This window comes from Pseudomonas amygdali (genome assembly GCF_002699855.1).
GTDB classification, from domain to species: Bacteria; Pseudomonadota; Gammaproteobacteria; order Pseudomonadales; family Pseudomonadaceae; genus Aquipseudomonas; species Aquipseudomonas amygdali.
Genome location: NZ_LKBW01000036.1, coordinates 1 through 15567, shown reverse-complemented (window position 1 = coordinate 15567; position 15567 = coordinate 1). Strand labels below are relative to the sequence as shown.

At 58.3% G+C, this 15567-nt stretch carries 14 protein-coding genes; 5 read left to right on the top strand and 9 right to left on the bottom strand.

The genetic code is table 11. The features are described 5' to 3' along the window. Window positions 1-101: 101 nt before the first annotated feature. The 4 genes from AO277_RS04465 to AO277_RS04450 form a co-directional block, all read right to left on the bottom strand. On the bottom strand, window positions 102-569 hold the full coding sequence (locus tag AO277_RS04465) for an inhibitor of vertebrate lysozyme family protein (RefSeq protein ID WP_044319611.1): 468 nt from the start codon (window positions 567-569) through the stop codon (window positions 102-104). Window positions 570-571: 2 nt separating this feature from the next. Beyond that, window positions 572-736: a DUF1328 domain-containing protein gene (locus AO277_RS04460; protein WP_002555679.1), complete on the bottom strand. Its 165-nt coding sequence runs from the start codon at window positions 734-736 to the stop codon at window positions 572-574. A 57-nt stretch (window positions 737-793) separates the two neighbouring features. Continuing rightward, window positions 794-1081, bottom strand: coding sequence for a hypothetical protein (locus AO277_RS04455; RefSeq protein WP_002555680.1), 288 nt, complete (start codon window positions 1079-1081; stop codon window positions 794-796). 228 nt (window positions 1082-1309) lie between these two features. Continuing rightward, complete coding sequence (locus AO277_RS04450; RefSeq protein WP_044319612.1) at window positions 1310-2149, bottom strand: BON domain-containing protein; 840 nt, start codon at window positions 2147-2149, stop codon at window positions 1310-1312. Window positions 2150-2346: 197 nt separating this feature from the next. Here AO277_RS04450 and algB point away from each other — a divergent pair, with 197 nt between their 5' ends. Together algB and AO277_RS04440 are read left to right on the top strand one after the other, a co-directional pair. Continuing rightward, complete coding sequence (gene algB / locus AO277_RS04445) at window positions 2347-3693, top strand: sigma-54-dependent response regulator transcription factor AlgB (RefSeq protein ID WP_002555682.1); 1347 nt, start codon at window positions 2347-2349, stop codon at window positions 3691-3693. 10 nt (window positions 3694-3703) lie between these two features. Further along, on the top strand, window positions 3704-5491 hold the full coding sequence (locus AO277_RS04440) for a KinB sensor domain-containing domain (protein ID WP_002555683.1): 1788 nt from the start codon (window positions 3704-3706) through the stop codon (window positions 5489-5491). A 68-nt stretch (window positions 5492-5559) separates the two neighbouring features. Here AO277_RS04440 and AO277_RS04435 read toward each other — a convergent pair whose 3' ends face one another. From AO277_RS04435 to AO277_RS04420, 4 genes are all read right to left on the bottom strand, one after another. Continuing rightward, a complete protein-coding gene (locus AO277_RS04435) occupies window positions 5560-6339 on the bottom strand; it encodes an N-acetylmuramoyl-L-alanine amidase (RefSeq protein ID WP_002555684.1) in 780 nt (259 codons plus the stop codon). 95 nt (window positions 6340-6434) lie between these two features. Continuing rightward, window positions 6435-8495 (bottom strand): GGDEF domain-containing protein, encoded by a 2061-nt coding sequence (locus tag AO277_RS04430; RefSeq protein WP_044319613.1) that lies wholly within the window; start codon window positions 8493-8495, stop codon window positions 6435-6437. Continuing rightward, complete coding sequence (locus tag AO277_RS04425; RefSeq protein WP_044319614.1) at window positions 8492-9367, bottom strand: endonuclease/exonuclease/phosphatase family protein; 876 nt, start codon at window positions 9365-9367, stop codon at window positions 8492-8494. The genes AO277_RS04430 and AO277_RS04425 overlap by 4 nt, the downstream gene beginning before the upstream one ends. A gap of 9 nt (window positions 9368-9376) precedes the next feature. Continuing rightward, window positions 9377-10021 carry a thiol:disulfide interchange protein DsbA/DsbL gene (locus tag AO277_RS04420; protein ID WP_002555687.1) on the bottom strand — a complete coding sequence of 215 codons (645 nt, stop codon included), beginning with the start codon at window positions 10019-10021 and terminating at the stop codon, window positions 9377-9379. 294 nt (window positions 10022-10315) lie between these two features. Between AO277_RS04420 and yihA the strand changes: the two genes are divergently transcribed. Further along, on the top strand, window positions 10316-10951 hold the full coding sequence (yihA, locus tag AO277_RS04415; RefSeq protein ID WP_005731658.1) for a ribosome biogenesis GTP-binding protein YihA/YsxC: 636 nt from the start codon (window positions 10316-10318) through the stop codon (window positions 10949-10951). A gap of 241 nt (window positions 10952-11192) precedes the next feature. Here the strand turns inward: yihA and polA are convergent, their stop codons facing one another. Continuing rightward, the gene (polA, locus tag AO277_RS04410; protein WP_044319615.1) at window positions 11193-13958 is read right to left on the bottom strand and encodes a DNA polymerase I; all 2766 of its coding nucleotides are present in this window, start codon (window positions 13956-13958) and stop codon (window positions 11193-11195) included. 74 nt (window positions 13959-14032) lie between these two features. Between polA and AO277_RS04405 the strand changes: the two genes are divergently transcribed. Further along, window positions 14033-14320 (top strand): DUF2782 domain-containing protein, encoded by a 288-nt coding sequence (locus tag AO277_RS04405; RefSeq protein ID WP_004655238.1) that lies wholly within the window; start codon window positions 14033-14035, stop codon window positions 14318-14320. A gap of 36 nt (window positions 14321-14356) precedes the next feature. Continuing rightward, a complete protein-coding gene (locus tag AO277_RS04400) occupies window positions 14357-15307 on the top strand; it encodes a homoserine kinase (RefSeq protein WP_002555690.1) in 951 nt (316 codons plus the stop codon). Window positions 15308-15567 lie beyond the last annotated feature (260 nt).

The following is a 15567-nucleotide window of genomic DNA, read 5'->3' as shown; positions in this document are numbered from 1 at the left end:
TTCGGTAGTTTTTTCATCGCTCCATCCTCTCAAAGGTTGGAGTCTCCGAGAAACCCGGGGCGGTTCAGTATCGGCTTCTGAAGCCGATACCTTCTTCTGAATCAATACCAGTTCGGGTCTTTGCGCAGCTCTTCATTCAAGAGCTTTTGCATGCCCTCGTCAGGCTTACCCAGGTAGCGGTAAGTCGCGTGACGAGTTGGTGATTTATCTGCAGGCAAGCCCGCAGGTACTTCAACCAACATGGCGTAGGCATCTTCCTTGTCGAGGCTGAAAGCCACGATAAGGCGTTTGCTTTTGCACGTATCGGCAGTTTCGCAAAGCGGCCCGACAAGATACTTGTCACCGTCTTCGGTGGCCGCTGTCATCTGCTGCTCGGAAGCCCCGGACAGGTTAATCACCCAATCCGGCAACCGCTCTTCCTTCTTGACGACCTTCGCCCAGGTTGTGCGGTACTCGGGGGCGGAGCTTAAAAGCTCGTTGACCCGAGACTGTCCATCATTGGCTGCCATGACCATGGCGCTGCCGCCCATCAACAGGGCGGCGGCCAGTGTGCGAAATGACGTGTGCATTATCAGCCTCGACCGCGACGACCGAAGAAGAACGACACAACGAACATCACCAGGAAGACGACGAACAGGATCTTGGCGATACCGGTAGCCGTGCCCGCGATACCACCGAAGCCCAGTACTGCAGCGACAATGGCGATGATCAGAAACGTGATTGCCCAACTCAACATGGTGATACTCCTTTTTGGTGCCGTTTTAATGTGAATGCTGCGATTTTTCAGGTCGGGTCAGAAAACCCATTTTTGCTGCGGTGCGACTTCATCTACAGACACCAGGCCATCGACAGGGCGAAGGCTCGAGGACGCATCCTTGACCGCTGGGGCGCTTACGCCGCGGTAAGAAATGCTGCTGGTCTGGATGAATTGCTGTCTGGCTTGAGTTGCTTCGTTGGCTTGATTCCAACGCTGGAACTGCTGAATGGCGATCAGAGTGACAAGCAGTGCAAGGAGTAGAAAAAGACCTTGCTGAATGTGCAGGGGAGAGATACGCAATTGTGCAATACGCTGGCTGTTCATCTGCAAACTCCCCTGGCCTGAGTGGGCATTCAATCTGATGGGTCGTTGTATATCGACCATGTTGAATGGGTTATTGCAGACTGCATGCCAGTTTGTTGGTGTAATTTAAATCCTTTAAAATCAATGGCCTGCGGAGTTTTGCAGAGACGTCCTACCAGCAAGCTGCACGATTACACCTTTGTAATCGTGCGTTCTGCACGAAGCGTTCAGCGTTGTGCGCCTGGGCGATCAGCCTGCGCTACGCGCCATGACCTTCAGAGCGTCGCCATTCACTCCCTTGACGCCACGAATGTTGCGCGCGATTTCCACAGCCAGTTCCTTCTCTGCAAAGTTGGCAACCACGCCGTTCAGGCTCACCACACCGGCTTTGGTATCGACTTTGATGTTGAGTCCGTCCAGCGTCCGGCTGTAAATCAGGCTCACCTTCACCTTGCTGGTGATCCAGGCGTCGCTCATTTCCTCGGTTGGGGTCAATGTCTGGGGCTGGGTCTTGGCAGCGATCGAGTCGGCTGCGCTCAGGCTGATCAGGTTGTTGACGCTGATCACCCCGTCAGTATTGCTTGCCAGGCTGCCAGCCAGCTCTTTGGCCTCGGGGCTTTGCGCGCGGCCTTTGAGGGTGACCACGCCATCTTTGCTATCAACATCGATGGTCAGCGCTTCAGTCACGCTGCTCCACAGCAATTTGGATTTCACCGTCGCGACCAGCGTGGCATCTTCGAAACGCTGGGCCATGTTGGTTCGCGTACCAGGCTCGCTGGCAACGGCAGGGTCTACCTCCAGCTGGTTGTCGACCTTTTCGATTCCTTTGGTATCCAGCGCAATGCGTTCGGCCAGCTCACGATCAACCTCGTTTTCAACCTTGCCCTTCAGAGTCGCAGTGCCCTGGTCGACGTTTACATCGATCTTGAACGGGCTCAGATGTTTGTTCAGCGCGAAAGCTGTCCAGATCGAACCTTCCTGACGCGCCTCGGCGAGTTGGGTGGGCAAATCAGGTTGGGCGAGTACCGGGCCGCTGCCAAGCAGCGCAGCGGCGGCGGTGATCAGAGCAATCTTTTTCAGTGAAAACATATGAGCGTTCCTTTTGAGATGGGATTTCGTCTCCGAGTGGACGGCTTTAACGACATAAACGCGGATTAATCAGGCTGTTCGCCATTGGGCGTTCAGAAAGCTACCATGCATGCCGAAGAATCAATCAGAATTGACCATGCAACTTGCCCGATGATTCCGAGACTAACTGAGACAATTCATTAAGGAGCGTAGGAAAAATGGAAGCAGCCACTGAGAATCAGGGCCGTATTCTGCTTGTGGACGATGAGTCCGCCATCCTCCGCACTTTCCGGTACTGTCTGGAAGACGAAGGCTACAGTGTCGCCACTGCCAACAGCGCAGCCCAGGCTGACACGCTCATGCAGCGCCAGGTTTTCGACCTGTGCTTTCTCGATTTGCGTCTGGGTGAAGATAACGGCCTGGATGTACTGGCGCAGATGCGTATTCAGGCACCGTGGATGCGTGTGGTCATCGTGACTGCACACTCTGCGGTCGATACAGCTGTTGATGCCATTCAGGCGGGCGCAGCCGACTATCTGGTAAAGCCGTGCAGCCCCGATCAGCTGCGTCTTGCTACCGCCAAACAGCTTGAAGTGCGCCAACTGTCTGCTCGCCTTGAGGCACTGGAAGGCGAGGTTCGCAAGCCCAAAGACGGACTGGATTCCCACAGTCCTTCGATGATGGCCATTCTGGAAACTGCCCGCCAGGTTGCCGTGACCGATGCCAACATCCTGATTCTGGGTGAATCGGGGACCGGTAAAGGCGAGCTGGCACGGGCGATTCACGGCTGGAGCAAGCGGGCAAAGAAGTCCTGCGTCACGATCAACTGTCCATCGCTCACCGCAGAACTGATGGAAAGCGAACTGTTCGGCCACAGTCGCGGGGCCTTCACGGGTGCCAGTGAGAGCACTCTGGGCCGTGTGAATCAGGCGGACGGCGGCACACTGTTCCTCGACGAGATCGGCGATTTCCCGCTGACGCTGCAACCCAAGCTGCTGCGCTTCATTCAGGACAAGGAATACGAGCGTGTGGGTGACCCGGTTACCCGACGTGCCGATGTACGTATCCTGGCCGCCACCAACCTGAATCTGGAAGACATGGTGCGCAGCGGGCGCTTCCGTGAGGATTTGCTGTACCGCCTGAACGTGATCACTCTGCATCTGCCAGCCCTGCGTGAGCGCAGCGAAGACATCCTGACCCTGGCGGACCGGTTTTTGGCGCGCTTCGTCAAGGAGTACGCTCGCCCGGCTCGAGGGTTCAGTGAAGAGGCCCGTGCAGCGCTGCTCAACTACCGCTGGCCTGGCAACATTCGTGAACTGCGCAACGTCATCGAGCGTGCCAGCATCATTTGTCCGCAGGAGCGTGTGGAGATCAGCCACTTGGGTATGGCCGAGCAGCCGACGAACAATGCGCCGCGTGTCGGCGCCGCCTTGAGCCTGGACGAGCTTGAAAAAGCACACATCGGAGCCGTGCTGGCGACCAGCGAAACACTTGACCAGGCCGCCAAGACGCTGGGTATCGATGCGTCGACGCTTTACCGCAAACGTAAACAGTACAACCTGTGAAAGGCCTCAAATGAAGCTGGCCATGAAACTGCGCACCCGCCTCTTTCTGAGTATCTCGGCACTGATCACCGTTGCTTTGCTCGGACTGCTGCTGGGGCTCGTCAGCGTCATGCAAATGGCCCGGACTCAGGAATCACTGATCCAGCATAACTTTGCCATTCTGGATCTGGGTTTGAAGCTGCGCCAGAACCTGGGTGATCAACTGGTGTTGATGACGGGTGCCAACCGCGATCAGGCTGAGCTGGAAAGAATCCAGAGTCAGTTTGAAGAGCTGCTGGAGGAGGGCTCGGTACAGGATACCCAGCAAAACGTACGCAATGGTTTCGAAAAGACCAAGGGCGATTACCGGCAATTCATCGATACCTGGAAGCAATACGGTAACGATGTGCGAGGCATACGCGGCGTACCGCAGCTGAGTGACAGCTTCGACAACCTGCGTAACGGCTTGCTGGCTGTACATCGCAAGGCGTTGGAGAACATCAGCAGCGCCGAAATCAACTCCCGTGATCGTGCACTATGGATCGCGGGCTTGCTGGGGCTGGTCGGGCTGGCGGTGCTATGTATCGGCTTTGTGACTGCGCACGGTATCGCCCGGCGTTTCGGTGCGCCGATCGAGGCGCTGGCCAAGGCTGCCGATCGCATCGGAGAAGGGGACTACGAAGTCACGCTGCCCATTTCGTCGGCCGCCGAGATGAATCTGTTGACCCGGCGATTCGGCATCATGGCCGAAGCCCTGCGTCAGCATCAGGCGACCAATATTGATGAATTACTGGCTGGCCAGCAGCGTCTGCAAGCGGTTCTCGACAGTATCGACGATGGTCTGCTGATGATTGACCGCCAAGGGCATCTGGAGCACTTGAACCCTGTGGCTCAGCGTCAGCTCGGCTGGGACGAGAGTCGCCTCGGGCAGAGCCTTGGAGATGCGTTGGGCCGACCTGAGCTGGATGAGCAATTGCATCTGGTACTGCGTGGCGGGACGCTGGAGCGTGCTCCGGAAGACCTGGCCATCGAAATCGACGGTGAATCGCGCCTGCTGACCTACAGCATGACGCCGGTCAGTCATACCAAAGGCCATATCCTCGGCGCGGTGATGGTGCTGCATGACGTCACCGAACAGCGTGCTTTCGAGAGGGTGCGCAGTGAGTTCGTCCTGCGCGCGTCGCATGAGCTGCGTACGCCTGTCACGGGTATGCACATGGCATTCGGTCTTCTCCAGGAGCGCCTGCATTTCGCCCCCGAAACCCGTGAGGCCGATCTGCTCAATACGGTCACCGAAGAAATGCAGCGCCTTATGCAGCTCATCAATGACCTGCTGAATTTCTCGCGTTACCAGAACGGTCTGCAGAAACTCAAACTGGCACCGTGCTCCATCGAAACCTTGCTCGAAGAAGCCAGAGCGCGATTCGAGGACAAGGCCCTTGAGCAGGACATCGTACTGATGCTGGATATGCAGGAACCCATGCCGCGCCTGCATGCCGATCAGTCCCAGCTGGAGCGGGTGCTGGACAACCTGCTGGACAATGCGCTGCGGCACACGCCACAGAACGGTCTGATTCGCCTGCAGGCCAGGCGTCATGGCGAGAGGGCAATCATCAGCGTTGAAGACAACGGTGAGGGCATTGCCTACGGGCAGCAGGGACGAATCTTCGAACCCTTCGTGCAGGTCGGTCGCAAAAAAGGCGGTGCCGGACTCGGGCTGGCGCTGTGCAAGGAGATCGTTCAGCTGCACGGCGGGCGCATGGGGGTCTATTCAAGGCCCGGGCAGGGCACGCAGTTCTATATGGCGTTGCCGCTTTGACGGCACGGCCTTGAAGGCGCTGCCTGTATGCCCTTCATAAGAGCATCAAATATCAGGTTGTGCCCTGATTAATTGACGCGGTTAAGCACCTGCAGGATGGCTGCGCTCTGTGCATCGGGTTCGCCGTCGAAGCGCGCGGGGCGGTAGTGCATCTGGAATGCCGCCAGCACCTGACGCGTGGCGGTGTCGAGCTCTCCGGTCTGCGGGGTGCTGTAACCCAGACGTGCCAGTTGTTGCTGGAACCAGCTAATACTTGGCAGGTTGGTTGCCAGCAATGCCTGATGCTGGGCAACGAGACGTTCGTCAGGCCAGATGCCGAGCCCTTCGGCAGCAAGGCGCTTCCAGGGGAACAGCGGGCCAGGGTCCTGTTTGCGCGTCGGCGCTATGTCGCTGTGGCCGATGATGTGTTTTGGATCGATTTTGTTGCGTTTGACAATGTCTTTGAGCAGTACTGTGATCGACTGGATCTGTGCTTCAGTGTAGGGGTACCACAACCGGCCTGCCGGTGTGTCCTTGAAGCCGGGGTTGACGATCTCGATGCCGATCGAGCTGGAATTAAGCCAGGTACGGCCTTCCCATTCGCTTTCGCCAGCATGCCAGGCGCGGGCGCTTTCATCGACCAGCTTGTAGATAGTGGCCTTGCTGTCATCGCCAATCAGATAGTGGCTGCTGACCTCTCCATGGGTCAGAAGCTGGAGGGATTTTTCCATCGAGATCGAGGTGTAATGCATGACCACGTACTGAACCCGGCCATCGAAGTTCACCGATGGATGGCTGGTGTCCAGCCTGGGGCCACTGGCGCAGGCAGTGAGGATGAGCAGCAGAAAGGCAGAGAAATACAGTTTCATGGGATCGGCAGCGTCAGCGGGAAATGCAATATCATAACAACATGCGTGCAAATAGCTTCGGCATTGACGTGCTCGTTCAGGTCAAAATGTTTCAGTCAGCCTTGTTCGACCCTGTTTCGGCCATTTTCCTTGGCCTTGTACAGCGTCTGATCGGCGCGCTTGATCGCAGTGTCACTGCGTTCAGCCGTTCGAAAAGCCGTCACTCCAATGGACACTGTAATCGTCACGCGTTCGCCCTTGAAGTGAAACGGACATGACTCCACCGCCGTGCGCAGTTCGTCGAGCAGTGTCAGACCGGTGCCGGGAGGTGTAGCAGGCAACAGCATGACAAATTCCTCACCGCCAAACCGGGCGAGGAAATCGTCGCTGCGCAGGCGTTTCCTGAAAACGTTGGCGACGATCTTCAGCACTTTATCGCCTGCCAGGTGGCCATATCCGTCATTGATTCGCTTGAAGTGGTCCAGGTCCAGAATGCACACCAGCAGGCTGTTTTTCTCGTGTTGCCACTTGCTCATCTCCTGTTCGAGGCGCTCGCCCCAGGCTGCGCGATTGGGCAGGCCGGTGAGCGGGTCGATCAAGGCCTTTTGGCGCTGTTCTTCCAGGTGAGTCCTGAAACCCAGCGCTTCCTGCTCCATGCTTGCAACGCGGGCCGAAAGGCCTTGCAGCCGCGAGGCAACTTCCCGCTCGCGTGCGTCACGTTTGAGCTGGTAGTGGTCCATGGTGCTGAGCAAGCCTTCAAAGCGGTTGTCGAGCACCTGCTTGAGACTGGTCAGGTCGGAAGCGTCCTGAACGCTGATTTGCAGGCCGCCTACCTGTTCGCGCAACTGCTCGTTCAGGTCGCGGGCTGTGGACTGATCCTCGGCATGATCTTCACTGGCAGCCTGCAAATGGCTCTGAAACGATTCGAGCCGCTCATTGAGTTGTTTGAGGTAGGTGCTGAATTCCTGTTGGCCGCCGTTGTTGATTGCCAGCATCAGAACTGCCAGATCGTCGAGGATCGGTAGCAGTTCGTACCAGTTGAGCCCATGTTTCAAGCGTAACTGCATGTCCTCGACCTGCGGGCGGAAGTGCTCCGACAAGGTCAGGTCATCGAGCAGGCCCAGCAGGGTTTCCTCAATGTGTGCCGCCACCGAGCTGTAGCTGGGTTCTGGCGAGGAGGGCAGCGAATAACCCTCTTCGCCTTCCACCGTCTCGGTTTCTGATTCGGCATCTTCTTGCGGTTCTTCCAATGCCTGGATGATTGGCACAGGCCGTTGCTGGTAGGGCACTGACGGAACGGGGCCCAGCAGGTCAGTAAAATCGATAGGCTCGACAGGGACAACCGCAGGTTCGGTGACTGTTTCGGCCAGGGCTGGAGCAAGGGCTGCTGCGGCTGGCGATGGCACAGGTGTTTCAGGTGCCGTAACGATAGCGGTTTCGGCTTCTGAAACCTGTGGCGGCAGTGTGTGTGCGTCCTTTGTCTTCTGGTTGACGATGTCGGGGGCAATGGCAGCTTCTACTTCCGCTGCGGCAACGTCTATCGGCGCTTGAGCGTTCGCGGCCTCAGGTTGCACGTGCGTCTCATGCGTTTCCTGAGCAGAAGGGGCGTTTTCGGGGTGGGCAGCCTCGGGAGGGCGCTCATTGCCATGTTCGTCCCGTGAACCGAACAAACGCTGCAGAAGCCCTTGGCGTGGGCCCTCTTCGTGCTTTTCGAGCAGGGTCAGGGCCTGGCCCTGCAAACCACTCAACTCGCTGAGCAGCAAAGGCAGCTCGCGCGCCTGCGATGCACGTTCTTCAAGGTCCTTGGCAAAGCGCTTGAGTGGCTTGCGTACCTCTCGTGGCAACGGTAGCGCTTGCAGTTGTGCAACCAGTGCGGTCAGTGCCGAGCCAATTTGCCCGACCCGTACTTCACGGCGATGCTCGGAGTCCAGTACGGCTTTTTCGAGGCGCGGAATCAAGGCTGCCAGACCGGCGTCCATATCGTCCTTGCGGACAATTTCGCGCATTTCCTTCATGCATTCATCGACGGCGCGGTCAGAGCCTTCTGCCGCCAGGCTGCTGCGCACCAGACCGCGGCGCAGCAAGCCGAGCCGCGCATCCCAGCGCGTTTCGAGCTTATCCTGTTGCTCGATTCCCTTGAGGTACTTCTCTTTCCAACGCTCCGCTTCGTCGCTCATGCAAGGCTTCCACCAGAGGGCACAGGCAGTGAGTCCCCACGCAGTGAGTCTGGCAGGCGAATCTCGACAGCAACCGGCAGGTGGTCGGAAATGGGCTGCGCCAGTACCTGTACGCGTTCAAGCGTGAGGGTCGGGCTGAGCAGAATGTGGTCAAGGCAGCGTTGTGGTCGCCAGCTTGGAAAGGTCGCTTCGATTTGCGGTGCCAAAAGGCCCAGATCGCGTAGCGGCGAGTGCTCCAGCAGGTCATTGGCGTGGGTATTCATGTCGCCCATCAGAACCTGATGGCGATAACCGCCGATCAGGTCGCGAATGTAAGCCAGTTGCCGGGTTCTGGTACGAGTGCCCAGAGCCAGGTGCATCATGACCACCACCAGCGCATCTTCGCCTTCGCCGAAGCGGACAAGAATTGCCCCGCGCCCGGCCGGACCCGGCAGCGGATGATCCTCGATCTTGGTCGGGCGCAAGCGACTCAGCACACCATTGCTGTGCTGGGCGAGGCGACCGAGATTGCGATTGAGCTGTTGATACCAGTACTGAAAGCCACCCAGTTGAGCAAGGTGCTCGACCTGATTGACGAAGCCGGATCGCATGCTGCCGCCATCGACTTCCTGCAACGCCACCAGATCGAAATCGTTGATCAGATCGCCGATTTTTTGCAGGTTGCCTGCCCTGCCGCCATGTGGCAGCAGATGCTGCCAGCTGCGCGTCAGGTAGTGGTGGTAGCGTTGGGTACTGATACCCACCTGGATATTGAAACTGAGCAAACGCAGCCTGCCGTCTTCCGGCAGGCCGTTTTGCGTCAGATGATGTTCGTTGACCTGCGGATCATGCAGGCCAACGATACGGGTGCTGCCCTTGCCCCAGCGGCGCATGGCGGGCGCTTACTTGGCGGCTGTAGCAGCCGCTCGCTCTTTGGCAATCAATTGATCGGCAACTTCCAGAGTCTTTTCCGGACCGCCGGCAGAGCCCAGGTCAAAGCGGTACTTGCCATTGACGATCATGGTCGGAACGCCAGTCACCTCATACTTCTTGGCCAGTTCCTTGTACTGGGCGATCTTGCCCTTGACTGCGAAAGAGTCGAACGTTTTCAGGAAGTCTTCCTTGTTCACGCCCTGTGTGGCGACGAAGTCAGCCATGTCATTCTTGTCGGTCAGACGCTTGCCGCCTTTCTGGATGGCTTCGAATACGGCCGCGTGAACCTTGTGCTCGACGCCCATGGTGTCGAGGGTGATGAACAGCTGGCCGTGTGCATCCCACGGGCCGCCGAACATGGCAGGGATGCGTACGAACTTGACGTCGGACGGCAGTTTTTCAATCCACGGATTGATCGTTGGCTCGAACGCGTAGCAGTGCGGGCAGCCATACCAGAACAGCTCGACGACTTCGATCTTGCCTGGCTCGGCAACAGGCACAGCGCTCGCCAGCTCGACGTATTGCTTGCCTGCCTCGATGGGCGTGGCAGCCTGGGCGGACATACCGAACAGACTGGCGGCAACCAGAGCGGCGCTGATGATCAGATTACGCATGCTTTACTCCTGAGCAGATTGAATCGCCTTCAAGCGACGGTGGTTTCGACCGAACGCGAAAGCCTGAGTTCGTTAGTGTAACGCTGAGGTTGTAAAAATGGGCGACCACGGACGGCCTTTTTGCATAAGGAGTGAAGCAGGTCATGTCTGAATGTTCCAGCCGCCAGCCAGAGCGGCCCGATACAGTGCCAGTGTGGGCCGGGGGGCAGGTGTGTCATTATATGCGTACGCATCCAAACGAAACCGACACCTCTTGCCGCTCCCTTTGCAGGCAGGGCCTTCACCGGAAATCACATGCAACTCAAAAACCCCATCCTCGGTCTGTGCCAACAGGCCACGTTCATGCTCAGCGCCGCCAAGGTCGACCAATGCCCCGACGACGAAGGGTTTGAAGTCGCTTTTGCCGGTCGTTCCAATGCAGGCAAATCGAGCGCGCTGAACACGCTGACCCATGCCAGCCTGGCGCGCACCTCCAAGACACCGGGGCGCACTCAACTGCTGAACTTCTTCGGGCTGGATGAAGATCGACGTCTGGTCGACTTGCCGGGCTACGGCTACGCCAAAGTGCCTATCCCGCTCAAACTGCACTGGCAGCGCCACCTTGAAGCCTATCTGGGCAGCCGCGAAAGCCTGAAGGGTCTGATCCTGATGATGGATATCCGTCATCCAATGACCGACTTCGACCTGTTGATGCTGGACTGGGCCATCGCCAGCAACATGCCGATGCACATTCTGCTGACCAAGGCCGACAAGCTGACCTATGGCGCTGCGAAGAACACGCTGCTCAAGGTTCAGGCCGAAATTCGCAAAGGCTGGGGCGATGCAGTGAGCATCCAGTTGTTCTCGGCTCCCAAGCGCATGGGGCTGGAAGAGGCTTACACCGTGCTGGCCGACTGGATGGAACTGGAAGACAAGGCACCTGCGGAGTAAATCGCAGGCAAAAAAGACCCCGGACTTCGCATGGGGAGGGGGAAGTTCCGGGGCTTAAGGTCCAGACCTTAGGGTGGGATCTGGATAACTGCCAACACTTAACACAACTAGGAGCACGATCGATTTTTCAACCAATCGAGACCTCTGACTCCTGTCCAAACGGTTAAGTTCCAGCAATGAAGAAAAGTTCACATTTCCTACAATGTTTGACGAACCTGCTGACAGGTTCGCCCTTTCAGAGTCAGTGCGCCTCGTCCCAGTTGTTGCCGACCCCGACTTCCACCAGCAGCGGCACTGCCAATTCTGCTGCGCCACTCATGTGTGGGCGGATCTGTTCACTGATCTGATCGACCAGGTCTTCGCGCACCTCCAGCACCAGTTCGTCATGCACCTGCAGAATGACCCGCGCATCCAGACCGGATTCTTCCAGCCAGCCATTCACGGCCACCATGGCTTTCTTGATGATGTCCGCCGCAGTGCCTTGCATCGGCGCGTTGATCGCCATGCGTTCGGCACCTTTGCGCAGGGACTGGTTCTTGGCGTTGATGTCCGGCAAGTACAGGCGACGGCCGAAAATGGTCTCGACAAAACCCTGCTCGGCGGCCTGAGCACGTGTGCGCTCCATGTAATCCAGCACGCCGGGGTAGCGGGCGAAGTAACGGTCGACATAAGCCTGTGACTGCTTGCGGTCCACGCCAATCTGTTTGGCCAGGCCAAACGCGCTCATGCCGTAGATCAGGCCGAAGTTGATCGCCTTGGCGCTGCGGCGCATGTCCGTGGTGACGTTTTCCAGCTCGACGCCGAAGACTTCCGCTGCCGTCGCGCGGTGAACGTCCAGGTCGTTGCGGAAGGCATGCAGCAAGCCTTCGTCCTGTGCCAGATGCGCCATGATGCGCAGTTCGATCTGCGAATAGTCTGCCGCCAGCAGCTTGTAGCCCTTGGGGGCCACGAACGCCTGACGGATGCGTCGGCCTTCAGCAGTACGGATCGGGATGTTCTGCAGGTTCGGATCGCTGGATGACAAGCGCCCGGTCACCGCCACTGCCTGGTGATAGGAGGTGTGAATGCGTCCGGTGCGCGGGTTGATCTGCTCCGGCAGGCGGTCGGTGTAAGTGCTCTTGAGCTTGCTCATCGAGCGGTATTGCATCAGTACCTTGGGCAGCGGGAAGTCCTGCTCGGCGAGTTCGGCCAGCACGGCCTCGGCAGTCGATGCCTGGCCGGTGGCGGTCTTGCTGAGGATCGGCATACCGAGCTTTTCGTAGAGAATCACGCCGAGCTGCTTGGGCGAGCCCAGGTTGAACTCTTCACCGGCAATAGCAAAGGCTTCGCGCTCCAGCGCGGTCATCTTGTCGCCCAGTTCGACGCTCTGGATGCCCAGCAGGTTGGCATCGACCAGTGCGCCCTGGCGTTCGATTCCTGCAAGGACGGGCACCAGCGGCATCTCGATGTCGTTCAAGACCGGCTGCAAGGTTGGAATTGCGGCCAAACGCGCTTCGAATACTTCATGCAGGCGCAGGGTCAGGTCGGCTTCTTCGGCAGCATAATTACCAGCCTGCTCGATGGCGATCTGGTCGAAGGTCAGCTGCTTGGTACCTTTGCCGACGATCTCCTGGAAGTTGATCGGCGTGTGCGTCAGGTACTTGGCCACCAGGCTGTCACGGTCGTGGCGGGTGGCGGTGGAGTCCAGAACGTAGGACTCCAGAATAGTGTCGAACCTGACGCCCTGCAGGTCGATGCCTTGGGTCTGATCGCCGTCGAGCGCGCAGTTGGCAAGCAGGTTGATAGCGAACTTGGCGTGTTGACCGACCTTGGTTTTATCCGGGTCTTCAAGCAGCGGCTTGAGCGCCTTGAGTACTGTGTCGCGGTCCAGTTGCTGCGGCACCCCCATGTAGGAGTGGGTCAGCGGAATGTAGGCGGCTTCATGGGTTTGAATGGCAAAAGACAAACCTACCAGTTGCGCGCGCTGGGCGTCGGTGCCGTTGCTCTGGGTCACGAAGGCGAACAGCGGCGCGGCGTTGAGCTTCTTCAGCCACGCGTCGAACTGGCTCTGCTCGAGAATGACTTCATAGGCGGCTTCTTTTGCTTCGACGGTTGGCTCTTCGACGGCCAGCTCCTGCCCGGCGCGTTTGGCATCACGTTGCAGGTCTTCGATCCAGCTTTTGAATTCCAGCTCGGCGTACAGCTCCATCAATTTGTCGCGGTCCGGCTCGCCGCAATGCAACTGGTCCAGTTCGATGTCCAGTGGCACGTCGATCTTGATAGTTGCCAGTTCATAGGACAGGAAGGCCATCGCACGATGCTCTTCAAGCTTGGCCGCCAGGGTCTTGGCCCCACGAATAGGCAGGGTCGCGACCGTTTCGAGGCGTTCGTAAAGCTCCTTGATTCCGCCGCCCACGCCAACCAGCAAGCCGACGGCAGTCTTTTCGCCGACGCCGGGGACGCCAGGTATGTTGTCGACCTTGTCGCCCATCAGTGCGAGGTAGTCGATGATGTGCTCCGGACCGACGCCGAACTTCTCTTTCACGCCAGCCACGTCCAGCACGCTGCCGGTCATGGTGTTGACCAGGGTGATGTGTCCGTCGACCAGTTGCGCCATGTCCTTGTCACCTGTGGAGATGATCACCGGACGGTCCGCCGCTGCGCTGCTGCGCGCCAGGGTGCCGATCACGTCGTCTGCTTCAACGCCTTCCACGCATAGCAGCGGATAGCCCATGCCCTTGACGCAAGCATGCAGCAGATCGACCTGCACGCGCAGGTCATCCGGCATGCTGGGCCGATTGGCTTTGTAATCGGTATACAGCGCGTCGCGGAAAGTCCCGCCCTTGGCATCGAAGACCACCGCAAACGGGCTGTCCGGGTACTGGCGACGCAGGCTTTTGAGCATGTTGAGCACGCCTTTGACGGCGCCCGTCGGCAATCCTTTGGACGTGGTCAGTGGTGGCAGTGCGTGGAAGGCGCGATAGAGGTAAGAGGAACCGTCTATCAGGACGAGCGGCGCTTGGGTCATGAGCAGAATCAACCTTTTCGGCGGGGCCGGCGCTAGAATGCGCGGACCATTGACGACAAAGGGACAAGGTTATCATGTGCAAGGTAAATCGACTGATATTGACCGGCCTGTTGGCATTTTGTCCTTTGCTCGCAGTTTCAGCAGAGGACCCACCTTCGGCTGCACCGGACGTTACTATCCGCACCGACGGGGACAAAACCATTCAGGAATACCGCCAGAACGGCTTTCTGTATGCTGTGAAGATTACCCCCAAACACGGCAAGCCCTATTTTCTGGTGCGATCCGATGGTACAAGTCCCAATTTTATCCGTTCGGACCAACCGGACATGCTGATCCCGGAGTGGAAAATATTCGAATGGTAGCCACCTACATTCACTTTAATTGCTGGCAGTTCTGACATGTCCGTTTTTACCCCGTTGGCCCGGCCCGAGCTGGAAGCATTTCTCGCCCCTTATGGGCTCGGCCGTTTGCTTGACTATCAGGGCATTGCCGCCGGTAGCGAAAACACCAACTACTTCATCAGTCTGGAGCAGGGCGAATTCGTTCTGACGCTGGTCGAACGCGGCCCGGTGCAGGAGATGCCATTCTTCATCGAGCTGCTCGACGTGCTGCACGATGCCGATTTGCCGGTGCCGTACGCATTGCGCACCACCGACGGTGAGGCCCTGCGGCAATTGGCGGACAAACCGGCGCTTCTGCAGCCACGTTTGCCAGGCAAGCACATCAGCGAGCCCAATACCCAGCACTGCGTGCAGATTGGCGAGCTATTGGCCAACCTGCATCTGGCGACCCGTGAGCAGGTGCTGGAGCGCAAGACCGATCGAGGTCTGGACTGGATGCTGAGTGAGGGGCGCAATTTTCTGTCGCATCTGGGCGAAACCCAGCGAGCCTTGCTGGAAAAGAGTCTTCAAGAGATCGAAGACTTCAAGCCACAGATCATGGCGTTGCCGCGCGCCAACCTGCACGCGGACCTGTTTCGTGACAACGTGTTGTTTGAAGGCACGCACCTGACCGGGCTGATCGACTTCTATAACGCCTGTTCCGGGCCGATGCTCTACGACCTGGCGATTGCCCTCAATGACTGGTGCTCACGTGAAAACGGCCAGCTCGATGCTGTCCGTGCTCGTGCGCTGCTGGGGGCTTATGCAGGTTTGCGACCATTCACTGCGGCGGAGTCGAAGCTCTGGACGACCATGTTGCGCATCGCCTGCGTGCGTTTCTGGCTGTCTCGCCTGATCGCCGCCGAAACCTTCGCAGGTCAGGACGTGCTGATTCATGATCCCGCGGAGTTCGAGCGCCGTCTGGCTGAGCGCCAGGAAGCGCACATAGCCTTGCCGTTTGCGCTCTGAGACCAGACCTGTCTCCGCGCGTCTGAACCAGTCGGACGGTTGACTCTCGTTCCCATGCTCCGCGTGGGAATGGAGTGCGTGACGCTCCGCGTCGCAAGAGGACGCGAAGCGTCCAGACCGGCATGCCCACGCGGAGCATGGGCACGATAGTGTTATCCCTGACGACTATCGTTCCTCACGCTCTGGTATGACCCCCGAAGGTTGGACGCAACCTTTGGAGGCGTCATGGGTAAATATACAGTGCAGGCAAAACTCGCAGC